Here is a 22,253-nt window from a genome sequence, read left to right on the forward strand (position 1 = left end):
ATGGGCAGACCGAGGTCGACCCGGTCGGGGTGGTGATGCCGCTGACCGCGTGATTCGTAGCCCGACCCCGCTGCTTAATACCAAGTTAAAGGAACTACCGAAGAACACCACGAAAAGGGACTTGACCGTCGCGAGCTCTTTTGAGCTTGGGCAATGTGAATTTCACCGTTAGAGCAAAGATCGTTGGAGGAACTTGGGTATCAACTCCGATGCACAGCAGTGCGTCAGTGGTGAACCTCGCGGTGGTCCCGCTCCTTCTCGGGTGCAATTGACCAAGACTTTGAACAATCGTCGAGGTCTCGTCATGCAGATCGGCCCCCTCAAACCCCCACCACAGTCTCCGCCCCATCCGCCACAGTCAGCCGCATCGCCGTATTCTGCTCGATGAGGTTCCATCCCTTATGGTCCAGTCCTGAGGACGACACGATCATCGCGCCGTCAGCTAAGCGCTGCCAGCTCATCCGGTAGTAGTGGTCCTTATGGTCCAACGGCAGCTCACCGCCCGTGCCCGAGGTGTCGAAGCTCTGATACGGAATCGCCGTTCCCGCGGTCGCGTGGACGACGATCATCTCCTCGGCGCTGAGCACGAGCAGGTTGATCCCCGGATGGTCGAAGTCTGCGCGCAGCATCCGCACGGTCGCGACCGTCGCATCGAACAATGTCTCGCCCTCATCCACGCGTCGAAGTATGAGTGCAAAGATGATGGCACTGTCTGTGGTCCCGCCGATGCGCTCCACCTCGGCGGACGTGACATATTCGCGCAGTCGGTCGATCGGATGAACGGAGCCGTTGTGAGCAAGAGCAATGTCTGAAGTCAGGAACGGGTGAGTGTTCTCCTCGTGCACGTCCATGCCCGCCGTCGCCATCCGCAGGTGGAAGATTCGACCGATGCTCGTCTCCGCATCAAGTGCATCCGTCAGCTGCGGATCATCGGCACCTTCACGGGGCCTACGGAAGCGCTTGACCACCTCGGCGTCGGTGGGATCAGCACTGATCCACGCTGTGCCCCACCCGTCGTCGTGCAATCTGCCCAAATCCTGCCACTGCCGGCACTCGTCGGTGCCGATGAGGTCCGCTGCGCTCGCCGGAGTGGGGGAGATGTAGCCGAGAAGTCTGCACATGTCTCCAGGCTACGTCCGGTAGATACATCGACTGCGAAGTGTGAATTGGTTAGACTATAACTAACAGATAGTTTATTAAGTGTTAATAAGGAGCTCGCGCAATGACGGTTATCGAGGTCCCGGTACCCTCGCTGGATAGTGAGGAACTGAGTTGGTCACCAGTCAATCCGGACATGCTCAGCCGTCGGGAGGTTCAGCGCCAGCCTGGTATCTATCGTGCAGCCTTAGTGCCGGAGATCGCTGGGTGGGAGGTGCATCTTCCGGCTGAAATGCATGCTGACGTCGACGATGCCACCGGAGCTTTGGCGCGGGTCGACGGATTCGCAGCAGGAAAACTGGGTGCAGGTGATCGCATCGGCAGCCCTATGCCGGCAATTCTGCTGCGGACCGAGAGCGCATCCAGCTCTCAAATCGAGCAGCTGACAACATCGGCTCTTCAGCTTGCACTTGCCGCCATCGACGAGACGACGAAGGCTAATGCCACAACCGTTCTGGGCAACGTGCATGCCATGGAGACTGCGATCGGAGTGTCGGGTGAGATTTCGCTCCAGTCGATTCTCGACATGCACCGGGCTCTGCTGAAGAGTGATCGGATGATGGCTTCCGAAGCAGGACGGTTCCGTGAACAGCAAGTGTGGATCGGGCCGGGGGGAAGCGGGCCGTTGCTCGCCGATTTTGTACCGCCGGCGCACCGTCGGATTCCACCTGCCATGGAAGATCTCGTCGAATTCATCGCGCGAGAAGATCTTCCCGTGCTGGTACAAGCCGCCGTCGCACATGCGCAGTTCGAGACCATCCACCCGTTCGCCGACGGTAACGGCAAAACCGGCCGAGCTCTGGTGCACGCAATTCTCAAGGAGAAGGGGCTTGTCACCACTTCGGTGATACCGATCTCGGCGGGACTGCTCACGGACATCGGTGCGTACTTCGCCGCGCTCGGTGCATTTCGCTCCGGTGATGCAGGACCGATCATTGCTCAGTTCACTCGTGCTGCACGGTTTGCCAGCCATACGGGCAGACAGCTTATGGACGAGCTGCTCACCATGCTGCATGAGATGGAGCAGGCGCTGGCAGGGGTGAGGCGCGACTCGTCAACATGGACATTGCTGCCCACGCTGATTGCGCAGCCAGTGGTCAATCTCAGCTTCGTCGCCGCCGAACTGGGGACCAACCAGGTGACGGCGTTGCGTGCGATCGACACATTGGTCGATCGTGGCATTCTTCTCGAGGCAACCGGACGTAGAAGGAACCGCGTCTGGCGGCAGCCGGGTGTACTCAGTGTTCTCGACGCTTTCGCGGACAGTGCGCGACGAAGCGGGCGATGACTAGACTCGAACCATGAAGATCACGGTACTCGAGGGAGACATCACCGAGGCCTCCGTGGACGCGATCGTCAACGCCGCGAACTCAAGCCTGCTGGGCGGTGGCGGTGTCGACGGAGCCATCCACAAGGCAGCCGGACCCGAACTGCTCGAAGCCTGCCGCGAAGTCCGCCGCACCAGTCACCCGCGTGGACTTTCTGCCGGCCAAGCCGTCGCAACAGACGCCGGTGCACTCAAAGCCAGGTGGGTCATCCACACCGTCGGACCGAACCGTCATCAGGGTGAGGCCGATCCTGAGGTGCTCGAGTCCTGCTTCGAATCGAGCCTCAACTTAGCCGTTGAACTCGGCGCCGCCTCGGTGGCCTTCCCGGCTATCGGCGGGGGAGTCTACGGATGGTCGGCCAGGGACGTCGCCGAGGCGGCCCATTCCGTCATCGTCGACGGCCGGGAACATGGACGCTGGGAGTCGATTCGCGAGGTCAATTTCGTCCTCTTCAGCGATTCGATGACGAGCGTGTTCTGCCAGGTCTTCGACCACGACCAATGGTGATGGCTGTGGTTATCCTGGACGTATGGGTGCAAGCTATGAAGAGACGATGACCGTCCCCATCGCCGCGGCCGATGTCGGGCAGAGGGCATTCGAGGTGCTGAGGAACCTACAGGGTGCCGCCGGGTCGATTGCGACCACGCGGCCCGGGGTGCTCAGTGCCTCGTTCAGGGCGACGTGGAGGAGTTGGGGCGAGAAGATCACCGTCCACATCGATCAGGCGTCGGACGGCACCGTCGTGCGCATCCGCAGCGCCTGTGCCTTTCCCTTTCAGTTCTTCGACTGGGGAGTGAACAGGGGAAATGTGCAGCAGATCAGGGCCGGCCTCGAGCCTCCCCACGCACCGGAGGCAGGAAGACCATGAAGATCCGCGACGTCATCCCCGACATTCCGGTATCCGACATCGAGGCATCCCGAGGATTCTACGAAGACTTCCTCGGCCTGGGCACCGAGGAATTCAACTTGGGCTGGGTGGCCCGCTTCACCTCGGCGGAGACCGGAGCCCACGTCCAACTCGTCACGAAGGACGCTACCGCTCCCATCACGCCTGTCCTCTCGCTCAAGGTCGACGACATCGATGCCGCCTACGCCGAGGCTGTCGATCGTGGCCTCGACATCGTCCATCCGCTGACCACCGAGGAATGGGGTGTGACGCGCTTCTTCGTCCGCGACCCCGACGGCAACGCCATCAACATCACCCAACACCGGGCCACCGAAGATCGGGAATGAGGAATTCCGTGACAACGAAGTCATATACGCAGGCCGTCGCCGATGGGATCTGGGACGCCGGTGCTGACCTCATCGGCTACGTTCCCTCGGTCACCATCGCTCCTGTCATCGACCATCTGGTCTCCGCCGACGGTGGCAGTGCCGGAATCTCAGAGCGAGTGAAGCCGCTCTCCCGCGAGGAGGAAGCGATCGGAGTCCTCGGTGCCCTGCCCTTGGCCGGAAAGTTCGGGGCGATCGTCATGCAGGACAACGGCTTCGGCAACAGTCTCACGGCTCTGACGACGTTCTCGCTGTCCTATCATCTGCCGCTGCTCATCTTCGCCAATACCCGTGGCGGCCCGAGGGAGTACAACTCGATGATTCATTCGATCAGCCAGCCGATGCCTGCGATTCTGCGCACTGCGGGACTTCAGGTTCTCGAGCTCGATCGTCGTTCATCGTCCGAGGATTGGGAGCAGACCGTCGCCGAGGCGGGTGTTCACGCTCGTATGACCTATCGTCCCGTCGTTGTCCTCGGCTCCTTCTGGAACACCGATGGGAAGGTGGCCTGAGATGAAGCGCATCGAAGCACTCGAGGTCCTCAACGGCCTGACCGCCGAATTGGCGGTCGTCGTGACGTGCGCGGCGACGAGCCGTGAACTGGCCTCCGTGGAGAACCGGGACAACCACTTCTACGTCCTCGACTCGATGGGCCTCGTCGGTTCCATCACCACCGGTCTCGCCCTGGCAGCCAAGGACTCGGACCTGCCCAAGGTCATCGGGCTCGAAGGCGACGGATCCCTGCTGATGAACCCGAATGTGCTGCCCACCGGAGGATTCCTCGGAGCCGAGAAGCTGTTCCTCGTCCTCCTCGACAACCAGGTGTACGGATCGACTGCAGGCCTGCCGACCTATTCCTCACGCGTCGATCTGGGCAAACTCGCCGAAGCCGCGGGCTGGACGGTCGGCCGAGCCGAAGACACAGCTCAGCTGCGCGACGAATTCGATCGCCTGTTGACGACGACCGGGCCGACGCTGCTGCATGTGAGCATCGAGGCAGGCAATGCCGCCGATATCCCCAAGCTCCTCGTCGACCCGGTCGTCCTCGCCCACCGCTTCCAATCGTGGCTGACGGCGAGGTTAGAACCTCACACCGCCGTGTAGCTGCCGTCGCCTGCTCCGTCCCTTGTCACTGCCGTCCTCCGGTGGTTGAATGGGTAGAAAGTGATTGCCAAACGCAATCACTTGTGCTCAAGGAGGAGCGATGGCAAGAGTCACATGGGGTTTCACAGCATCACTCGACGGGTTCATCACCGGCCCGAATCACGATATGTCCTGGATGTCCGGTCTCGGGTCGCTCGCCGATGGAACCGTGGAGGATCTCGCCTCCCAGGTCGCCGTCATCATCTCCGGGCGCCGTGGCTATGACGCAGCGAAGGCACAGGCAGCCGAGCGCGACGAACTGACCTCCGAGGCCTACGGCGGAGCGTGGGACGGCACCGAGTTCATCCTCACCCACCGCCCCGAGGAGCTCGCCGAGGACACGACGATCACAGCCTTGAACTGCTCCATCGCCGAGGTGGTCGATCGGGCCCGGGCCATCGCCGGTGATCGAGACATCCAGATCATCAGCGCCGACATCGGTCGGCAGGCGCTCGAGGTCGATCTCATCGACGAGATGCAGGTCTTCGTCGCGCCCATCTTCCTCGGCGAAGGCACGAGGGTCTTCGACGTGCCCGGTGGCAGGCGCGTCTATTGGGAGCTGGCTGAGGAAGACGATGCGAACAAGGGTGCCTGGTTCCGCAGGTTCCGTCCGCGACGCCAGCAGGATCTCACGCCATAAGGCTCACTCGGACTGGTTGCTCAGCTCCCAGAGGATGCGCAGCGCCTCGTCATCGAAGTCTTCGCTGGCGGTGTTGGGCTCGCTGTCGTGGACCTCGGCGTGCAGCTGCTCCATCTTGCGATCGAGCTGGCCGGCCACCTCGGCGGCCTGAGTGAGTTCATCAACCAGCCGATCGGGGACTTCACCTGCGAACTTGTAGTGGATCTTGTGTTCCAGGCTGGCCCAGAAGTCCATGGCGATGGTGCGGATCTGAACCTCACAGATGACCGGGGTCCGTCCCTGGCTGAGGAAGACGGGCACCTCGAGGATCGCGTGCAGGCTCTTGTATCCGTTGGGCTTCGGATCGGCGATGTAGTCCTTGATCTCCACGACCCGAACATCGTCCTGCGCAGTCAGCATCTCCAGGACCTGGTAGGTGTCTGCGATGAAGCTGCAGGTGATGCGGATGCCCGCGATGTCGGTGATGTTCGCGCGGATGACCTCGATGTCGAGCGGGAGCCCTCGCCGATTGACCTTCTCGAGCAGACTCCGCGGCGACTTCACCCGTGAGGTGATGTGCTCGATCGGGTTGTAACTGTGAGCGTGCTCGGACTCCTCACGCAGAATGGAGATCTTGGTCAGCAGCTCGTTGATGACGAAGCGGTGCTCCATGATCAGCTGAGAGAAATCCTGCCGCAGGGCGCGCACGCTTGCCACCTGGCCAGGGGACAGCGCCAAGCTCGAGGGGTGCTGGTGTCGGCTCATGATCCTCCGTGAGTGGCGTGGGCGGTGCCCTGCAAGTTTATCCCCGCCCGTCCCGGCCCGTCCCCGCGGCGCTCGCCCTACCGTGTGTCAGTGCCTCGGCGTACCGTAAGACCATGTGCAGGAACATCAGAACCCTTCATAACTTCGAACCCCTCGCGACCTCGGACGAAGTGCACGCCGCAGCGCTGCAGTACGTGCGCAAGATCGCGGGCACAACGAAGCCCTCCCAAGCCAATGCCGCCGCATTCGAGGCAGCCGTTGAGGAGATCGCCCACACGACTCAGCATCTCCTCGACGCCTTGGTGACCACGGCACCACCGAAGAACCGTGAGGTCGAGGCTGAGAAGCGACGAGCCAGATATGAGGCCCGTGCATGACGATCCTCGGGCTCATCCTCGCCGGGCTGGCAGCGGCCCTGCGCGTCTTCATCTTCTATCTGGAGTCGATTGCCTGGACGGGCCCGCGTGCTCGTGCGACATTCGGAACCAGTGAAGAGGATGCTGCTGCCACGAAGTCCATGGCTTTCAATCAGGGCTTCTACAATCTCTTCCTCGCCCTCGCGGTCTTCATCGGCATCATCGTCTGCCTCGCCGGTGCACCGACGGTCGGCCTCACGCTCGTCTTCACCGGAGTCGGATCGATGCTCGCAGCGGCACTCGTGCTCGTGGCTTCGTCACCCGACCTTGCCTCCTCGGCGATCAAGCAGGGCCTGCTGCCTCTGCTGGCGGTCGTGTCTCTGCTCATCGGCATCGCCGTCTGACGAACGGGGAGCCTGACACGTGAGGAGCCCGGCCCGATCAATCCATCACTGATTTCCCCTGCGCCTCGAGGTCCTTCGTGATCCCCGCCGAGGCGGTGCGCAGGGCCTGCATGATCGCCGGCCCACCCACATGGTGTTCGGAGTCGACGACGACTCCGAGGCCCGCGATCGTCAGTCCGGTGCCGTCGAAGACGGGCACCGCGATTCCCGTGGTGCCGTCATCGATATGGCCGACGAGCTCCGCGTAGTGGTAGGTCCGGATCGTGGCGAGTATCTTGCGCAGCACGGCCGGATCGGTCGTCGTCTTCTCGGTGATCGCGGCCAGCGGGCCGCGCAGATAGGCCTCGCGCACATGTTTCGGAGCGTGAGCGAGGAGCACCAGCCCACATGAGGAGGCATGGGCGGGAAGTCTCCCGGCCGTCTTCGAACGGTGGACGACGGCGGTCGGCTTCGACATCCTCTCGATGATGAGGACCTCGCGTTCGCGCAGGATCCCCAGCTGGGTGTTCTCGCCGACGAAATCGTGGACGGCCATCATATGAGGTCGGGCGAGGGTGGCCAGGTCGACGGCGTCGGAGGCGCGATTCGACAGCTCCCACATTCCTACGCCGATGCGCAGCCGCCCATTGGGGTCACGCTGCAGCAGATTGTGCCGCATCATGTCGTTGATCAGCCGGTAGGCCGTGGACTTCGGCAAGGCTGCTCGCTCGGAGAGCTCCTCGGTGCTCAGGCTCTGATGATCGGGGTCGAAGGAGCCGAGGACCCGGACCAGCCGATCGATCATGGAATCGCCCGATTGAGAGTTCGCCATAACCGCAATCGTAGCCCCGGGCGACTCGAATTCTCAATGAATGGACCCGCGATGGCTTCTCGTGGTCCGCATCACTATTGTGGCCGATAGGCGTGACATCGCCGTGCATCAGCTGTGCCCGAATCGGTCGACCTCAAGGGAGCGGCAGCCAGCGGCCGGTGAGCGCGGGACGAGACGACCACAGTCACAACCCGACCAGCGAAGGAACAGGGACGAACGACATGAGCGAGAACAGTTTCCTCGGCACCCAGTGGCACGAGAAGATCTTCACCGGCACCTGGACGAACGGCGCCGACGAGTCCTATGACGTCATCGAACCGGCAACGGGGGAGACCCTGGGCCGCATGGGCGCTGCGAACGCCGAAGATGTGAATACGGCCGCCACTCGTGCTGCCGCCGCGCAGAAGGAATGGGCGAAGACGCCACCTGCCGAACGCGCCGCCGTCCTCCGCCGGGCCGGTGCGCTGTGGGCCGAGCACGCCGAGGAGCTCTCGGACTGGATCGTCCGCGAATCCGGTGGCATCCCCGCCAAGGCAGGTCTCGAAGTCAGCTCCGCAGAGCAGATCTGCTACGAATCCTCCGCCCTGCCCAGCCACCCCAAGGGGCAGGTCCTGACCTCGAACGAGCCTCGCTGGTCGTTCGCCCGCCGAGTGCCAGCCGGAGTCGTCTCCGTCATCGCACCGTTCAACTTCCCCCCTCATCCTCTCCATCCGTTCGGTCGCCCCGCGCTGGCCCTGGGCAATGCGGTCCTGCTCAAGCCGGACCCACGCACCGCGGTCTGCGGCGGTGTGAGCCTGGCCCGCATCTTCGCCGAGGCTGGCCTGCCCGAGGGACTCCTGCAGGTGCTGCCCGGTGGCCGGGAAGCCGGCGAAGCAGTCGTCGCAGCGCCCGAGGTCTCCGTCATCTCCTTCACCGGATCAACTGCCGCCGGGCGCAAGGTCGGCGAAGCCGCCGGACGCCTCCTCAAGCGCTGCCACCTGGAACTGGGTGGAAACAATGCACTCGTCGTCCTTCCGGGGGCAGAGGTCGGCCCGGCCACCTCGGCGGGGGCATTCGGTTCCTTCATGCACCAGGGACAGATCTGCATGACCACCGGCCGCCACCTCGTCCACGATTCCATCTACGACGAGTACGTCGAACAGCTGGCCGAACGTGCCCGGAACCTGCCTGTGGGCAATCCCGCCACCGAGGAGGTCGCGCTGGGGCCGATCATCGACGACAAACAGCGGACGAACATCCGCGACATCATCGACAAGTCCCAAGCCGATGGGGCACGACTCGTTGCCGGGGGCACCGGCGAGGGCGCCTTCGTGCCGCCGACGGTGCTCGCGGATCTGAGCCCGTCGAACCCGGCCTGGACGCAGGAGATCTTCGGACCGGTGGCGCCCGTGAGCCGCTTCTCGACTCTCGAGGAGGCCGCGGAACTGGTCAACGCCAGCGAATACGGGCTGTCCGTGGGCATCCTCGGCGATGTGGGCATGGCCATCGAATTGGCCGATCTCGTCGATTCCGGCAAGGTCCACATCAATGAGCAGACCGTCTCCGATGAGGCGAACGTGCCCTTCGGCGGCACGAAGGACTCCGGCAACGGATCCCGCTTCGGTGGGGCAGAGGCCAATATCGAGGCCTTCACCGAAACCCAGTGGGTCACGATGCGCTCGCAGATCGCCCCATACCCCTTCTGATTCCTCTACCTACCGACTACTCGAACACCTGAACGACCGGAGACACTGATGTCCACACCTGCCGCATCCACTGGGGCTGCCACCACAGCTCGCGCGACCGATACTCGTTGGCCCGCGATCCTGTGCTGGCTGGCCGTCGCCCTCGAGGGCTTCGACCTCGTCGTGCTCGGGGCCGTGATCCCCGAGCTCCTGGCGACCAACGCCATCGGCTTCACCCCCGAGGCCGCGACCCTTGTCGCGACTCTGAGCCTGGTGGGTGTGGGCCTCGGTGCTGCGGCAGTGGGGCCGATCGCCGATCGCTTCGGTCGCCGCTACACGATCATCTTCTGCGTGCTCTTCTTCTCCATCTTCACGATTCTCGTTGCGTTCTCTCCCAACGTCGCCCTGTTCACCACCTTCCGGTTCATCGCCGGATTGGCTCTGGGCGCCGTGATGCCCGGCTGCCTGGCCTACATCAGCGAGCACAACAAGTCAGGCAAGACCGGCAAGGCGACGACACTGACGATGACCGGCTACCACGCCGGTGCCGTGGCGATCTCCCTGCTCGCCGTCTTCTACTCCCACAACTGGCACCTGCTCTTCATCGCCGGCGGCGTCGCCGGACTCGTGCTCGTCCCACTGCTGTGGTGGAAGCTGCCGGAATCCCAGGAATTCGTCGAAGCCCAAAGCTCGACGACCGCGGCCCCGAAGACCGGCATGGCAGGACTGTTCGTCGGCCGGTTCAAACTGGTCACGATCGGCGTCTGGGCCGCCAGCTTCATGGGTCTGCTGCTCGTCTATGGACTCAATACCTGGCTGCCGAAGATCATGGCCGATGCGGGCTATGAGGTCTCCGACTCCCTCGTCATGCTCTTCGTGATGAACATCGGCGCTGTCGTCGGACTCGTTATCGCCGGCTGGTTGGCGGACAAGCACGGCACCAAACCGATCGTGCTCATGTGGTTCCTACTAGCGGCCGTGTTCCTCGCGGCGCTGAGCATCCCGATGACCAGCCAGATACTGCTCAACATCGCCGTCTTCATCACCGGTGTCTTCGTCTTCTCCGCCCAGGTCCTCGTCTACGCGTTCGTCTCAGCGATCTACCCGCCCACCGCACGCGGAACGGCACTGGGCATGGCCTCGGCCGTCGGTCGCCTCGGCGCCATCGTCGGTCCGTTCATCACCGGCACCCTGGTCACCGCGGGCATCGCCTACCCGTGGGGCTTCTACCTCTTCGCCGTCGTCGCCGTCCTCGGCTTCGCCGCGATGGTCATCGTTCCGAAGGCCGTGGACCACGCCGGCCGATGACTCACTGGATCGATGCCGCATTCGTTCGCGGAGGCACGAGCAAGGGACTCTACTTCCGTGCCGATGCCCTGCCCGAGCTGGACACTGCGCCGGCCCCGGGAACCGACGGGGACACCTCGGCGTGGGATGCGATCTTCTGTTCCGCGCTCGGCTCCCCGGATGCCTTCGGCCGTCAGCTTGATGGCATGGGCGGAGGGATCTCCTCGCTGTCGAAGGTGATGGTCGTGTCCGCATCAACGCGGGCAGGCGTCGACCTCGACTACACCTTCGGTCAGGTCTCCGTCGCCGAGGCGGTCGTGGACTACTCCGGCAACTGCGGAAATCTGTCCTCGGGTGTCGTGCCCTTCGCACTGCTGACCGAGATCATCTCCGCAGCCGACGGGTGGCACGTCTTCCGCCTCTACAACACGAACACCGGCAAGCTCGTCGACGTCGGCCTCACCGTCGTCGACGGTCAGGCTGCGGTCGCAGGAGACTTCGAACTCACCGGTGTCAGCGGGACTGGGGCACCGATCGAACTCATCTACCCCGATCCGGCAGGCAGCCGCACCTCGGGGGTTCTGCCCTCGGGAGTGGCGTCGGAATCGATCGATGTCGATGGACGCATGTTCAACGTCTCCATGGTCGATGCGGCGCTGCCCGTTGTCATCGTTCCCTCTTCGGCGATCAGTCTCAACGGTGATGAGTCTCCGGAGTCCATCGACGCCAATCGTCCCTCGATGCTGATGATCGAGGAGCTGCGGCGCAAAGCAGCGGTGCGGATGGGGTTGTGCGAGACGCCCGAGGCCGCTCCGCAGGTCGTGCCCAAGGTTGCGGTCGTGACCTCACAGAAGCCGACGACCTTGCTCGACGGCACCAGCTTGGGTGCGAGCGATTCCGATATCGTCGTCCGAATGATCTCGATGGGCCAGACACACAAAGCGGTACCGGGTACTGGAGCCATGTGCCTGGCCGCGGCCGCGCAGATCCCCGGCACCATCGTCCACGGCATCATCGCCCGTTCCGAACATTCGGTGCCCGGCCCCGAGGTCCGCCTCGGCACACCTTCGGGAGTCGTCACCGCCTCCGCGGTTTGGGATGAGAAGGCGAAGACCGTGACGGCGACCTCCCTGTTCCGCACCGCACGGGTGCTCATGGTCGGGAAGGTCGCCGTGGAGATCCGAAACTGAGGGAGGAGAATGTCGATTCTGATCGCAGAAACGACGTTCTCCTCCCTCACAATTGGTGACCCCGCTGGCAAACGGCCCGCTGACTCCGCAGACTAGCTGCGTCCTCCCAGCTTGCGTCGCCGCACGATGACTACGATGCTCGCGCCGATGACGAGCAGTCCGGCCGCAATCGACATCATCAGCGTCGGATCGACACCCGTACGAGGCAAGTCACCGCCAGCATTGCTGTCCGAGCCGGCGTCATCCTCAGAACCACCGGAACCTGCAGCCGAGTCCGAGGAACCGCCGGCGTCTGCGCCCGCAGTCGACGAGCTGTTCGAACCGCTCGACGAGTCACTCGAAGCGCTGTCAGAAGCGGCATCCGCATTCACTGCGTCGGCATTGCTCGACGAGTCAGCGGTGTCCGACGAGTCGGAATCCGCGCTCACAGAAGCATCCGAGTTAGCACCTGCGCCGGCCTCAGCGTCAGCCTCGGTTCCATCAGCCTCAGCCTCTCCACCATCAACCCCGGCCTCCTCGGTTCCATCCGTGTCTTCTGGTTCGAAGAGTCCAACGACCACAGGGTCGTGATCGGAGGCGCGGAACTGATCCGGGGCGTAGAAGTCGCCTGCGTTGTAGTTGAAGCGGCTGTATTCGAGTGCCAGTGCTTCGACCGAATTGATGTTCCAGACATCTGCGCCGGTGATAGCGTCGAAGGAGCTCGACGGCAGCTCGGCCTGAGCACCCGAACCGCCCGAGGAGTCCAGCGCCAGCACATGGTCGAGGCTGCCGGTGCGGGATTTGAACACGTAGGTCGACTTGTCCGTCTTCTCGGATGCGACATCCTTGAACCCGGCTTCGTAGAAGACCTGCATCGGGTCCTCCTGCGTGTAGGCGTTGAAGTCACCGAGCAGGTAGACGAAGTCGGAGTCCGCTGCCTCCTTCTGCTCCCCGGCGAAGTCCACGAGCGACGTCGCCTGCTTCACCCGGTCCGCATTCGAGGCACCCTGGCCGTCGCCGCTGTCCTCATTGCCCGGGCCTGAGCCCGAACCCTTGGACTTGAAGTGGTTCGAGATCGTCACGAAGGTCTTGTCCGTATCGGCCTCACCGAACTCGTCCTTCGGTGCGAAAGCCTGTGAAAGGGGTTCACGTGCGTTCGAGAACGCGGCCTCGTCGTCAAGGATCGTCGAATCCTTCTGCGGGGCCACCTCGGCGGGCTGATAGATCAAGGCCGTGCGGATGACGTCCTCATCCGCGGGAACATCGGCGGGGGAGGGAACGAAGTCCCACTTGTCGGTGCCGGCAGCCTCGTTGAGGCGCTCGACCAGAGTCTCAAGAGCGTCATCGCGGTCCTTGTCGAACGCGGCAGAGTTCTCGATCTCCATGAGGGAGACCACCGAGGTGTCGAGCTTGTTGATGGCCGAGACGATCTTCGTCTCCTGGCGCTTGAGGCTCTCTGCGTTGGCAGCTCCGCGGGCATCGCAGCCGCCGCGAACCGTGATCGGGTTGCCCCCGCGGTCCTCATAGTAGTCACAGCCGGAGAGCTGATCGCCGGTCGTCGTGAAGTAGTTGAGGACGTTGAAGCTGGCCATGCTGACCTGCCCGCCGACGGCCTCCGGAGCCTCTGTGCGGGTGTCGGAGAAACTCGCCGGCTGAATCGCGTCGGCGTTGTCCCCGGTCAGACGCGTCGTGGGCTGGAAGCGCCACTTCTCATGGTCGAAGCCCAACACCACGGGAGAGGTCATCGTGGCGCTCGCACCGACACGCACAGGGGCGTCGTTTGAGACGTAGGGCAGAGGAACGTCCTTGTCGTTCTGCAGGTAGTTCACCGTCGCACCGTCGTCGAGGACGACCTCGCGCTCGAGGTTCTCGGCCTCGACGGCTTTGGCCTCATCGCTGTCGGGGCGGGCGACGTCGGTGGGCTGGGGGAGGGTGCCCTCACCGGTGGCCAGGACGACCTCGCCGTAGGTGTTCGTGTTGTAGTTGTCGGTCACGGTCATCTCACCGCTGGGCTGCAGGAGCATGCCCTCGAGCGCCTCACGTGCGGCAGCCTCGGTGGGTAACGCGTCCTCGACGGGTTTGACCGCCTCGGCAGGCTCATCCAGGACTGTCATCCCTGTGCTGCTGACGGAGATCTGGGTCTGACCGTAGCGCTCTGAGACCGCGCCGGTGAGTTCGAGGTGATCGCCGATGCTGATGTCGTTGACCGAGTCGGGGGAGTAGACGAAGACACCGTCCGAGGCTCCGGGGGTCTCGTCCTCGGCTCCGCCGGTTCCCGGCGTCTGCACGTGGTAGCCGTTCAACCCGCCGGTCGGGTAAGCAGCGGTGACGACACCCTGTGTCTTGACGGTGGTGCCAGCCAGGGGGCTCTCCTCGCCGGTGCCCTGAATGTCGGCAATCGGGGTGACGTCCTCGGGGGCGGGATCATCGCCGCCGCCGTCACCGGGAAGCGCGTCGGGGGTCGGGGCTGCGGACGACCAGGTGCCGTTCACGAGCTGGATCGACTGCCCGCCTGCGGCAGTGGCACCCGTGGGTTCGGCATCCTCGCCGACAACAGCCTCGGGGGTGTTCGTGTTCGCCTTGCCGGTGACTCCCTTGCCTCCGACGACCCCGCCGATCTGGGCGAATGAGACGAGCGTGCCGTCATCGTCGATGGCATAGGCGCTCGAGCCGTAGTCGCCGTCAGCGGCGGACCCTGACTTCACGGAGTTCGTGATGGGAACCTCGACCGCCAGCGCGCCGGAGTCGCCGACGGTCGTGCCCACGGGAACAGTTGTCGTATTCTCTTCGGCCTGAACGCTGCCGCCGCGAGTCACAGATCCGAAGGTCCATCCCGAGACGTCGGTGCCCGGTTCGGCCGCGATCTCGATGAAGTCGGTGTCGAGCGTGTAGCCGATCTCGCTGATGTGGGGATCTTCGGCAGCGGCTGCCGGTGTTGCCGGAAGGGTGAGGCCGATCGCCGCGACGAGGCTGAGCGCCGCGCACGAGGAGGCCGTCTTGGAGACTGTCATGGGAGCCTTTCGGAGTTTGAGCACCGTGGGAGATGACGGCGCAGACGCATGCACACTATCCGTTGTCGGGGCGTCATCGGTGACGACCTTGTGAATACGATGTGAACTGACTGTACTATGCCTCACTGGCACTGAGGCCAGCACTGAGACTGAAAGATCTAGACTGATGGCGAACCATCAATCTGCAGGGAGGCAGAAGATGCGTGTGCTGATCGTCGGTGCCGGAATCGCCGGCTCCACGCTGGCTTACTGGCTGCAGCGAGCAGGACATGAGCTCACTCTTCTCGAGCGTTCACATGATCTGCGCCGAGGTGGGTACCTCATCGACTTCTGGGGCACTGGATTCGATGTGGCAGAGCGGATGGGCCTTGTGCCCAGGCTGCGCCGAGAGGGATACGACCTCACAGAGGTCCGCGACGTCGCATCAGACGGGCACTCGGTCGCGTCGCTTGATCCCCAGCGTATTGCCGCGGGAGCCAGCGGCCGATATGTCAGCATTCTTCGATCTGATCTCGCCGCCGCGATCTATGACAGCCTCGACGGCGGAGTCGAGACGATCTTCGGAGACACCGTCACCCGGCTGATGGAGGGCGAACGGAGCGTCAGCGTCGAGTTCGACCACGCCGCCCCACGCGAATTCGACCTCGTCGTCGGTGCCGACGGGCTGCACTCACAGGTTCGGAAGCTGGCCTTCGGTGCAGAGTCCAACTTCGAGCGCGACCTTGGGATCGCGGTCGCCGCATTCGACGTCACGGGCTACCGTCCACGAGACGAACTCGTCGCCGTCATGCATGCCGAGGTCGGATTTCAGGCGATCCGCGTCGCGCTGCGAGACGACATAACTATGTTCATGCTCACCTTCCGACATCACGGCCCGGTGCCCGTCGACGATGTCAGCGCCCAACAGGAGCTGCTGCGCACAAGTCTGGCCGACGCGGGGTGGGAGATCCCAGAGATCCTGCGCCAGTTGCCGCGGGCACGGACGCTCTACCTCGACCGGGCGAGCCAGATCAGGATGCCCACGTGGACCAGCGGCAGAGTCGCACTGATCGGCGATGCCGCAGCGAGCCCGTCATTGCTGGCGGGTCAGGGTTCGGCATTGGCGATGGTCGAAGCGTATGTGCTGGCGGCCGAATTGGCTGCCACACCGGGGGACCATCGCCGAGCCTTCGACGCATACGAACGTCGGCTGACGCCGATGATAGCCAGCAAGCAGGACGCGGCCCATGGGCTCGGAATCGTCTTCGCTCCAGCGAATCGCCGCGACCTGCTGCTGCTGCGCTCGGTCGGAATGAAACTCATGAACATCCGACCGCTGGCCGGTTTGATGCTGGGGCGCAGTCTGCGGGACCAGGCCGGCCTTCCCACGTGGCCGGGCCGCTGAGGCTTCAGCGTATGTACACGATCGACGGAGTGGCACGCGCCGATCGCGCAGGGAACCGCTCAGGCCGGGAAAGTGAACCGTGTTTCGACGAGCTGATGATCGGACGGGAAACGGTTCTGCCGCTGGTTCGGGATGAGTTCGCAGCGTCCGCCGACATCGACGAAGCCGTCTTCGATCAGACCTTCGGCGCTGCAGCCACGCATCACACTGTCGACGACGTCGAGGCCGCGCGAGAAGATGAAGTCGATCCGATCACGGGGCTCGGCACCGTCGGCGCGGCCCGGTTCGGGCTTCTCCTGATGACCGGCGTGGGTGAGCGGCTCGATCGGAGACCATGTATCGGCCGGAGAGGCGACAGGGTCAGAGTGCACCGCGCGGAAGGTGTCGGTGAACCCGGCCGCCAGCAGTGCGTCGGGCGAGCGCCACGCGATATCGGGTCGATCAGTGCGCGCCGACCAGTCCCCGGTGGACGGGGTATTGAAATCACCGCAGATGACGACGGGCAGATCGGCCTGACCGTCCTGGCCGCAGATACGGTCGGTCTCAGACAGGATCTCTTCGATCTGCTCGAGGCGTGGTGCCTCCTCGGCATCGGCGACGTCCTGTCCTTCCCCCTGCAGAGCTCGGTAGACCGCATAGGGGTACGGCGCGAGGTGGACGGACCAGACGAGTATCTGCGGCGAGTCCGGCAGCGGACGCACGAGTGCTGCCTGGGCATAGGGCAGCGTGCTGGTTTCCACCACCGTCAGCTGTCCGGAACTGAGCACAGCCGTGTCCCATCCCCGCTGCGCATGGTCTGCGAGGATCTTCGGTGCCAGGTTCTCTGCGGCGCTGCCCCAGCATTCCTGCAGCGCCAGAACGTCTGCTGGGAACTGCGCAGCGATCGCGTACTGCTTCTCTTGGCCGAAGTCGACTTCGCGGCCGCCGTACCAGACGTTCCACGTCTGCAGGGTGAATGTGGTCGAAGTGGGCATGGCATCTCCTCAATGCTCGGTGTCGATGAGCAGCGAACGGGTTCGGGGATCGAAACGCAGCTGCGCGAAGTGGCGCAATCGCACCTCGCCTGCCAGCTCGATGCTGGGATCGTTGTTGACTCCGATCACCGTGCATCCGGCCGTGTGCGCTGCTTGTGACCCGACCGGTGAGTCCTCGAAGGCGACCACCGTCGAGGCGGAGAGCCCGAGCCGTCGAGCAGCCAGAAGGTAGGGGTCCGGTGCCGGTTTGCCCTGGTCGACGTCGTCGATCGTGATGATGGCGTCGAAGAAGTCGAGCATTCCGGCACGTTCGAGGAGTCCGCGGACGTCCTCGCCTCGACCGTTGCTGGCCACAGCTATCGGAATGGTCCCTGACAATGAGGCCACGAGTTCGGGAGCGCCGGGCATGGGAGCGGCGACGTGCTCGAGGGCGGCGCTGTAGGCGCGGTCGACCTCGCCTGCCGTCGGCGGTCGGACATCGCCGGGCGAGCCGGGTGCCTCGTGAATGCGCTGAAGTCGGGCCACAGCCTCGTCCGAGGTGAGTCCGCGCAGGTCCTCGGGCGAGAGGCCACTGGCGGACATCGATGTCAGGTAACCGGCCATGAGGTCGATCCAGGGGGCTTCGGAGTCGACGAGGATGCCGTCGCAGTCGAAGACGGCACCGGAGAATCCGGTGATGGAGTCGCTCATGCGGGGACTCCTTCGGCGTCGGCGTCGTTCCGGTCCAGGCGCAGCGCGGGTTCAGCGGTGACCGAGGCATCGATGCGCATGCCGGGTTGCAAGTCATCGGCGTCGACCGAGGCCAGGGAGGCCGCCCACCGCGCCTTGTGGTCTCCGGGCAGCCCGAGGTGGACCATTGTGCGCTCGCCGGTGTAGGTGCTGTGCTTGACCTCGAGGAAGCCGTCCGCGGCAGAAGTGATCGACAGGTTCTCGGGACGGACGAAAACGGTGTGATCCGGTGCGGGCTCGATGGGAAGACGGTCGCGAATCGTCCAGTCTTGGCCCACGGCGAATTCGTTGATCGAGCCGACGAACCGGGCGACGAAGGCAGTGGCCGGAGACGAATACACCTCGTGCGGGGCGGAGTACTGCTCGATCCTGCCGTCGTTCATCACCGCCACGCGGTCGGCGATCGCCAGAGCCTCTCCCTGGTCATGGGTGATGAAGACCGTCGTCGTGCCCAGCGCCTGCTGCACTCGACGAATCTCATCACGCAGCGAGGAGCGGACCGAAGCGTCGAGTGCGGATAGCGGCTCGTCGAGCAGCAGGACCTTCGGCTGAGTGGCCAGCGCGCGGGCCAGAGCGACACGCTGCTGCTGCCCGCCAGAAAGCTGATGCGGGAAGCGGGCGCCCATTCCGGTCAGGCCGCAGATCTCGAGGAGCTCCTCGGTGCGTCGACGGCGTGCTCCGGCGTCGACCTTGCGGATCCGCAGGCCGTATTCGATGTTGTCGCTGACCCCGAGATTGGGGAACAGGCTGTAGCTCTGGAACACCATGCCCATGTCGCGGCTGTTGGGTGGCAGCTTGAGGACGGATTCGCCGCCGACGAGGACATCTCCTCCGTTGACCGGTTCGAAACCGGCGAGGATGCGCAAGGTTGTCGTCTTGCCGCAGCCGGACGGTCCGAGGAAGCTGACCATGCTGCCCGCTTCGATGTCGATGTTGAAGTCGTTGAGCACCTCGGTGCCGCCGTAGGACTTGTTGACGTGTTCGAAGCGCACGGCTTCGGGCTCATCTGTGTGTTCGATGCCCGATCGTGATGGGCGAGGGCGGTTATCCGCAGTGGTCATGGGGTCTCGTCGTCCTTTCGAAAAGCACCGGCGGCCTGGGAGACGGCCGGTTCATCGGCTTCGGGCTCATCGTGCTCGCTGACAGCGCTCGGTCGATGGCCGAAGCGCGAGGCGCTCACGGTGGCGGCAGCCAGCAGCAGCCATGTGGTGAGGTTGAGCAGCACGGACAGGGTGATCGAACCGCGGAAGTTCGTGCTTGAGAGTGTATTGAGGAATACCGGCAGGGTGTTGATCGACAGAGTCGCGGCCACCGTGTACTCCGCAATGGACAGGGCGAAGGTGAAGAAGACCGAGAACATCACCGGTCCTCGGATGTTGGGAATGATGACCCGCCGCAGTGTGGTCCCGAGCCCGGCGCCGAGGATCGATGAGGACTCGAAGAGCGTGCGCAGCGGCAGGGTGGACAGCCCCGCGTCGATCGATCGGAATGTGAAGGGCAGGCACAGGATGACGTAGGTGCCGACGAGCACGAGCGGCAGATCCTGCGACTGCAGCATCGTATTCAGCTGCATGCCGAGGCTGCCCCGGCCCTGAGCCGCCAGGCTGCGCAGCACTGCTGAGAGTCCGGCGACGATCGCGATGGCCGGCACGACCAGAGGCAGGGTGCACAGGATGCTGAGCACCGACCGCAGCCGAGGCGCCCAGAGGTGGACGGCGACAACTGCAGGAACCAGCGTGACCACGAGGATGACGGCAGCGAGCACGGACACGACGAGGCTGCGCATGAGCGGGGCCACGATCTTTCCGGAGTCGGCCAGGCCGGTGAGCCCGGACGTGGTGAAGCTGCCGTCGGCGCGGAAGAACGAATATATCAGCGAGCTCAGCAGCGGAGTAAGGATGAAGATCGCCAGCGCCGCGAGCGGCAGCCACGCCAAGAATCTCTTCATCCGCGGGGAGCTGTTCAGGTGTTCAGCCACTTGGCGCTCCTCTTCATCAATGCGTTGTAGGCGATGAGGACGATCACGGCGATCGCTCCCGTCGTCACGCCCAGGGCCATCGCCACTCCTTCTCCGCCGGTGGCCGCAGAACCGGCGAGCTGGCCGGCGATCTCGAGCGGGATGAGGGGGAAGCCTCCCGTGCCGATGAGCACTGCTGCCGAGGCGTGGGTGCCGAAGGCGGAACCGAACATGAGCAGCCAGGCACCCAGCAGGGCGGGAGTGATCACAGGCAGTCCGACACGGCGCCAGAAGGTCACGCTGGTGCCGCCCAACGACGTGTTGGCCTCACGCCACTGCTGTCTGAGCGAGACGAAGCTGGGAAGCGTGAGAAGGATCATCGTGGGGATGAGGAAGTACTGGTACATGAGGATCAGACCCTTGACGCTGTAGAGCGTGAAGGTCGAATCGACCGCCGTGATCAGCGCGGTGAAGTATCCGGTGTTGCCGACCGCGACGATGAAGGAGAACGCCAGAGGAACGCCTCCGTCGTTGGCCAGCACGCTGGAGATCACGGCGGTGATGGAGTCGACGATCTTCGACTTCACGGTCGAGATCGCCCAGGCGCAGAGACCGCCGAAGATCGCGGCCACGGTGGCGGCGGTGAACGACAGGAGGAGGCTGTTGCCCAGGGCCATCGAACGCGATCCCGAGCCCAGCGCGGTGAAGTTGTCGAGGCCGAAGGTCTTCGTGCCGGGTTCGCTGCCGGGAACGAGGAGCGAGGTCGCCACCATTCCGCCGATCGGGATCACGAAGAACAGCACGATGATGACCGCGATCGGTGCCAGGGCCGTCCAGGCCGGTGAGAGGGCTCGCCTGCGCCGTGGGCCGGCCGGAGCAGGTTCTGCTTCGGCCGGCCCAGCGGTGCGGGGCAGCGACTGTGGAACTGAGGTCATCCGATGGCTTTCGCCCAGTTGTCAGCCAGGACCTTCTGCTGCGAATCCCGCTGTTCCTGAGTCGGCTGCGGCGCCGTCTGGTCGACCGCATCATCGAGCAGCTTCGACAGTGCATCGTCGTCGACGGTGTGGGCTTCGACCATGGCGTCGAGGCGACCGGGCAAGACGTAGCCTTCGAGCAGCAGGTTCTGTCCCTCGTCGCTGAAGACGAATTCCTGCCACAGGCGTGCAACCGCTGGGTGTGGTGCATCATCGTTGATCGATGCCGCGTAGTAGGAGGCGACGGTGCCGTCGGACGGGATGGAGATCGACATGTCCACCCCACCGTCAGCAAGGTCGTCCGCCCACTGCAGGAGCAGGTAGTCCCAGTTGACGGCAATCGGCGTCTCACCGGTCTCGAACGTTCCGGCCTCGGCCTCTGTCGGTACGAGGTTGCCCTTGTCCGAGAGCTCGGCGAAGTAGTCGATGCCCGGCTGAATGTCGTCGAGCGAGCCGTCGTTGGCCAGGGACGCGGCGACGACGGCCATGAAGCCGGCTTCGCCAGTCGTCGGGTTGCCGCGCATGGCGACCTTGCCCTTGTACTCGGGCTCGAGTAGCTCGGCGAAGCTCTTCGGGCACTTCTTCACGGTTTCGGAGTCACAGCCGATGGCCATGGTCCCGCCGAGGTGGTTGAACCAGGTGCCGTCCGGTGCCTTCATGTTCTCGGGGATGTCATCGGCGGTCTCGGGATAGTATTCGGCGAGCAGGCCCTCCTCTGCGGCGTCGACGGCGAAGGATTCGCCGGTGTCGAGGTAGTCGAGAGAGGTTTCCTGCCCCTGCCTGTTCTTGACCGCGTTGATGAGGTCTTGGCTCGCGCCGGTCGAGGTGTCGTTGTCGATCTCGATGTCGTACTTCTCCGAGAACGCGTCGAGCAGCCCGCCGTAGTTGGCCCAGTCGGGGTAGAGGCCCATGACATTGAGTGATCCCTCCGCCTGAGCAGCCTCGACGAGAGCGTCCATGCCCCCGCCGTCTTCGACCGACGTCGCCGATCGCCAATTGGCCGATTCCTCGGACTCGGCGCTGTCACCGCAGCCGGACAGGGCGGCCAGAGCGCCCACTGCGAGGGCAGCCGTGAGCTTTCGTGTGTGTTTGAGCATCGTCGTACTCGCCTTTCGGACTTGTGCGCAAGCGCATTGTGTTCTCATTCGAAGTGCTTCGATCCATCCCCACGATAGGGGACAGATGGAAGATAGACAACCTAGATCACTAGTGAGGTTCTAAGAGTAGAATAATCCTCACTAGTGAGCC

General features: G+C 64.0%; 23 protein-coding genes. 13 read left to right on the plus strand and 10 right to left on the minus strand.

The window, feature by feature from the left end; all coding sequences use genetic code 11:
* Positions 1-320: 320 nt before the first annotated feature.
* A complete protein-coding gene (locus BAUR9175_RS05945) occupies positions 321-1,121 on the minus strand; it encodes a class II glutamine amidotransferase (protein ID WP_096146532.1) in 801 nt (266 codons plus the stop codon).
* Between the two features lie 101 nt (positions 1,122-1,222).
* Between BAUR9175_RS05945 and BAUR9175_RS05950 the strand changes: the two genes are divergently transcribed.
* From BAUR9175_RS05950 to BAUR9175_RS05980, 7 genes are all read left to right on the plus strand, one after another.
* Positions 1,223-2,446, plus strand: a complete 1,224-nt coding sequence (locus tag BAUR9175_RS05950; RefSeq protein ID WP_101583222.1) for a Fic family protein — start codon at positions 1,223-1,225, stop codon at positions 2,444-2,446.
* Positions 2,447-2,459: 13 nt separating this feature from the next.
* Positions 2,460-2,993: an O-acetyl-ADP-ribose deacetylase gene (locus tag BAUR9175_RS05955; protein ID WP_101583224.1), complete on the plus strand. Its 534-nt coding sequence runs from the start codon at positions 2,460-2,462 to the stop codon at positions 2,991-2,993.
* A gap of 22 nt (positions 2,994-3,015) precedes the next feature.
* The gene (locus BAUR9175_RS05960; RefSeq protein ID WP_101583225.1) at positions 3,016-3,354 is read left to right on the plus strand and encodes a DUF1499 domain-containing protein; all 339 of its coding nucleotides are present in this window, start codon (positions 3,016-3,018) and stop codon (positions 3,352-3,354) included.
* Positions 3,351-3,719, plus strand: coding sequence for a VOC family protein (locus tag BAUR9175_RS05965; protein ID WP_009883927.1), 369 nt, complete (start codon positions 3,351-3,353; stop codon positions 3,717-3,719). The genes BAUR9175_RS05960 and BAUR9175_RS05965 overlap by 4 nt, the downstream gene beginning before the upstream one ends.
* 8 nt (positions 3,720-3,727) lie before the next feature.
* Positions 3,728-4,270: a thiamine pyrophosphate-binding protein gene (locus tag BAUR9175_RS05970; protein WP_069599557.1), complete on the plus strand. Its 543-nt coding sequence runs from the start codon at positions 3,728-3,730 to the stop codon at positions 4,268-4,270.
* A gap of 1 nt (position 4,271) precedes the next feature.
* The gene (locus BAUR9175_RS05975) at positions 4,272-4,862 is read left to right on the plus strand and encodes a thiamine pyrophosphate-dependent enzyme (RefSeq protein WP_069599558.1); all 591 of its coding nucleotides are present in this window, start codon (positions 4,272-4,274) and stop codon (positions 4,860-4,862) included.
* A 100-nt stretch (positions 4,863-4,962) separates the two neighbouring features.
* Positions 4,963-5,541, plus strand: a complete 579-nt coding sequence (locus tag BAUR9175_RS05980; RefSeq protein WP_069599559.1) for a dihydrofolate reductase family protein — start codon at positions 4,963-4,965, stop codon at positions 5,539-5,541.
* A gap of 3 nt (positions 5,542-5,544) precedes the next feature.
* On the opposite strand, the gene BAUR9175_RS05985 is transcribed toward BAUR9175_RS05980, so the two are convergent.
* On the minus strand, positions 5,545-6,285 hold the full coding sequence (locus BAUR9175_RS05985) for a GTP pyrophosphokinase (RefSeq protein WP_069599560.1): 741 nt from the start codon (positions 6,283-6,285) through the stop codon (positions 5,545-5,547).
* Positions 6,286-6,398: 113 nt separating this feature from the next.
* Between BAUR9175_RS05985 and BAUR9175_RS05990 the strand changes: the two genes are divergently transcribed.
* On the plus strand, positions 6,399-6,662 hold the full coding sequence (locus tag BAUR9175_RS05990) for a DUF2277 domain-containing protein (RefSeq protein ID WP_096160322.1): 264 nt from the start codon (positions 6,399-6,401) through the stop codon (positions 6,660-6,662).
* Complete coding sequence (locus BAUR9175_RS05995) at positions 6,659-7,045, plus strand: DUF1304 domain-containing protein (RefSeq protein ID WP_101583227.1); 387 nt, start codon at positions 6,659-6,661, stop codon at positions 7,043-7,045. Before BAUR9175_RS05990 ends, BAUR9175_RS05995 begins: the two co-directional genes overlap by 4 nt.
* 37 nt (positions 7,046-7,082) lie before the next feature.
* Here the strand turns inward: BAUR9175_RS05995 and BAUR9175_RS06000 are convergent, their stop codons facing one another.
* Complete coding sequence (locus tag BAUR9175_RS06000) at positions 7,083-7,856, minus strand: IclR family transcriptional regulator (RefSeq protein ID WP_096160321.1); 774 nt, start codon at positions 7,854-7,856, stop codon at positions 7,083-7,085.
* Positions 7,857-8,077: 221 nt separating this feature from the next.
* Between BAUR9175_RS06000 and BAUR9175_RS06005 the strand changes: the two genes are divergently transcribed.
* From BAUR9175_RS06005 to BAUR9175_RS06015, 3 genes are read left to right on the plus strand one after another with little or no spacing between them, the layout of a single operon-like run.
* Positions 8,078-9,541: a benzaldehyde dehydrogenase gene (locus BAUR9175_RS06005; protein ID WP_101583228.1), complete on the plus strand. Its 1,464-nt coding sequence runs from the start codon at positions 8,078-8,080 to the stop codon at positions 9,539-9,541.
* A gap of 48 nt (positions 9,542-9,589) precedes the next feature.
* Positions 9,590-10,828, plus strand: a complete 1,239-nt coding sequence (locus BAUR9175_RS06010) for an MFS transporter (protein WP_101583230.1) — start codon at positions 9,590-9,592, stop codon at positions 10,826-10,828.
* Positions 10,825-11,997, plus strand: a complete 1,173-nt coding sequence (locus tag BAUR9175_RS06015; protein ID WP_009883942.1) for a PrpF domain-containing protein — start codon at positions 10,825-10,827, stop codon at positions 11,995-11,997. The genes BAUR9175_RS06010 and BAUR9175_RS06015 overlap by 4 nt, the downstream gene beginning before the upstream one ends.
* Before the next feature lie 92 nt (positions 11,998-12,089).
* On the opposite strand, the gene BAUR9175_RS06020 is transcribed toward BAUR9175_RS06015, so the two are convergent.
* The gene (locus BAUR9175_RS06020; protein WP_096162286.1) at positions 12,090-14,987 is read right to left on the minus strand and encodes an ExeM/NucH family extracellular endonuclease; all 2,898 of its coding nucleotides are present in this window, start codon (positions 14,985-14,987) and stop codon (positions 12,090-12,092) included.
* Between the two features lie 199 nt (positions 14,988-15,186).
* On the opposite strand from BAUR9175_RS06020, the gene BAUR9175_RS06025 reads away from it, so the two are divergent.
* Positions 15,187-16,371, plus strand: a complete 1,185-nt coding sequence (locus BAUR9175_RS06025) for an FAD-binding domain (protein ID WP_165771797.1) — start codon at positions 15,187-15,189, stop codon at positions 16,369-16,371.
* A gap of 59 nt (positions 16,372-16,430) precedes the next feature.
* Here BAUR9175_RS06025 and BAUR9175_RS06030 read toward each other — a convergent pair whose 3' ends face one another.
* The 6 genes from BAUR9175_RS06030 to BAUR9175_RS06055 are packed head-to-tail and all read right to left on the minus strand — an operon-like array spanning position 16,431 to position 22,102.
* Entirely contained in the window at positions 16,431-17,345 is a 915-nt protein-coding gene (locus BAUR9175_RS06030; protein WP_096160317.1) for an endonuclease/exonuclease/phosphatase family protein, read from the minus strand.
* A gap of 9 nt (positions 17,346-17,354) precedes the next feature.
* Complete coding sequence (locus BAUR9175_RS06035) at positions 17,355-18,035, minus strand: HAD family hydrolase (protein WP_096160316.1); 681 nt, start codon at positions 18,033-18,035, stop codon at positions 17,355-17,357.
* The gene (locus tag BAUR9175_RS06040) at positions 18,032-19,135 is read right to left on the minus strand and encodes an ABC transporter ATP-binding protein (RefSeq protein WP_096160315.1); all 1,104 of its coding nucleotides are present in this window, start codon (positions 19,133-19,135) and stop codon (positions 18,032-18,034) included. Before BAUR9175_RS06040 ends, BAUR9175_RS06035 begins: the two co-directional genes overlap by 4 nt.
* Positions 19,132-20,052 carry an ABC transporter permease gene (locus BAUR9175_RS06045; protein ID WP_096160314.1) on the minus strand — a complete coding sequence of 307 codons (921 nt, stop codon included), beginning with the start codon at positions 20,050-20,052 and terminating at the stop codon, positions 19,132-19,134. Before BAUR9175_RS06045 ends, BAUR9175_RS06040 begins: the two co-directional genes overlap by 4 nt.
* Complete coding sequence (locus tag BAUR9175_RS06050; protein ID WP_198398052.1) at positions 20,037-20,966, minus strand: ABC transporter permease; 930 nt, start codon at positions 20,964-20,966, stop codon at positions 20,037-20,039. The genes BAUR9175_RS06045 and BAUR9175_RS06050 overlap by 16 nt, the downstream gene beginning before the upstream one ends.
* Positions 20,963-22,102: an ABC transporter substrate-binding protein gene (locus tag BAUR9175_RS06055; RefSeq protein WP_096162225.1), complete on the minus strand. Its 1,140-nt coding sequence runs from the start codon at positions 22,100-22,102 to the stop codon at positions 20,963-20,965. Before BAUR9175_RS06055 ends, BAUR9175_RS06050 begins: the two co-directional genes overlap by 4 nt.
* Between the last annotated feature and the right edge of the window lie 151 nt (positions 22,103-22,253).

The sequence above is a fragment of the Brevibacterium aurantiacum genome, from assembly GCF_900169065.1.
GTDB lineage: Bacteria > Actinomycetota > Actinomycetes > Actinomycetales > Brevibacteriaceae > Brevibacterium > Brevibacterium aurantiacum.

Bases quoted from the DNA above. Each gene is read 5' to 3' on its own strand.
- BAUR9175_RS06005 (WP_101583228.1), top strand. From the start codon at position 8,078: ATGAGCGAGAACAGTTTCCTCGGCACCCAGTGGCACGAGAAGATCTTC.
- BAUR9175_RS05945 (WP_096146532.1), bottom strand. From the start codon at position 1,121: ATGTGCAGACTTCTCGGCTACATCTCCCCCACTCCGGCGAGCGCAGCG.
- BAUR9175_RS05955 (WP_101583224.1), top strand. From the start codon at position 2,460: ATGAAGATCACGGTACTCGAGGGAGACATCACCGAGGCCTCCGTGGAC.
- BAUR9175_RS06030 (WP_096160317.1), bottom strand. From the start codon at position 17,345: ATGCCCACTTCGACCACATTCACCCTGCAGACGTGGAACGTCTGGTAC.
- BAUR9175_RS06035 (WP_096160316.1), bottom strand. From the start codon at position 18,035: ATGAGCGACTCCATCACCGGATTCTCCGGTGCCGTCTTCGACTGCGAC.
- BAUR9175_RS05950 (WP_101583222.1), top strand. From the start codon at position 1,223: ATGACGGTTATCGAGGTCCCGGTACCCTCGCTGGATAGTGAGGAACTG.
- BAUR9175_RS06050 (WP_198398052.1), bottom strand. From the start codon at position 20,966: ATGACCTCAGTTCCACAGTCGCTGCCCCGCACCGCTGGGCCGGCCGAA.
- BAUR9175_RS05965 (WP_009883927.1), top strand. From the start codon at position 3,351: ATGAAGATCCGCGACGTCATCCCCGACATTCCGGTATCCGACATCGAG.
- BAUR9175_RS06010 (WP_101583230.1), top strand. From the start codon at position 9,590: ATGTCCACACCTGCCGCATCCACTGGGGCTGCCACCACAGCTCGCGCG.
- BAUR9175_RS06015 (WP_009883942.1), top strand. From the start codon at position 10,825: ATGACTCACTGGATCGATGCCGCATTCGTTCGCGGAGGCACGAGCAAG.
- BAUR9175_RS05975 (WP_069599558.1), top strand. From the start codon at position 4,272: ATGAAGCGCATCGAAGCACTCGAGGTCCTCAACGGCCTGACCGCCGAA.
- BAUR9175_RS05990 (WP_096160322.1), top strand. From the start codon at position 6,399: ATGTGCAGGAACATCAGAACCCTTCATAACTTCGAACCCCTCGCGACC.
- BAUR9175_RS05960 (WP_101583225.1), top strand. From the start codon at position 3,016: ATGGGTGCAAGCTATGAAGAGACGATGACCGTCCCCATCGCCGCGGCC.
- BAUR9175_RS05985 (WP_069599560.1), bottom strand. From the start codon at position 6,285: ATGAGCCGACACCAGCACCCCTCGAGCTTGGCGCTGTCCCCTGGCCAG.
- BAUR9175_RS06020 (WP_096162286.1), bottom strand. From the start codon at position 14,987: ATGACAGTCTCCAAGACGGCCTCCTCGTGCGCGGCGCTCAGCCTCGTC.
- BAUR9175_RS06040 (WP_096160315.1), bottom strand. From the start codon at position 19,135: ATGACCACTGCGGATAACCGCCCTCGCCCATCACGATCGGGCATCGAA.
- BAUR9175_RS06025 (WP_165771797.1), top strand. From the start codon at position 15,187: ATGCGTGTGCTGATCGTCGGTGCCGGAATCGCCGGCTCCACGCTGGCT.
- BAUR9175_RS05980 (WP_069599559.1), top strand. From the start codon at position 4,963: ATGGCAAGAGTCACATGGGGTTTCACAGCATCACTCGACGGGTTCATC.
- BAUR9175_RS06055 (WP_096162225.1), bottom strand. From the start codon at position 22,102: ATGCTCAAACACACACGAAAGCTCACGGCTGCCCTCGCAGTGGGCGCT.
- BAUR9175_RS06000 (WP_096160321.1), bottom strand. From the start codon at position 7,856: ATGGCGAACTCTCAATCGGGCGATTCCATGATCGATCGGCTGGTCCGG.
- BAUR9175_RS05995 (WP_101583227.1), top strand. From the start codon at position 6,659: ATGACGATCCTCGGGCTCATCCTCGCCGGGCTGGCAGCGGCCCTGCGC.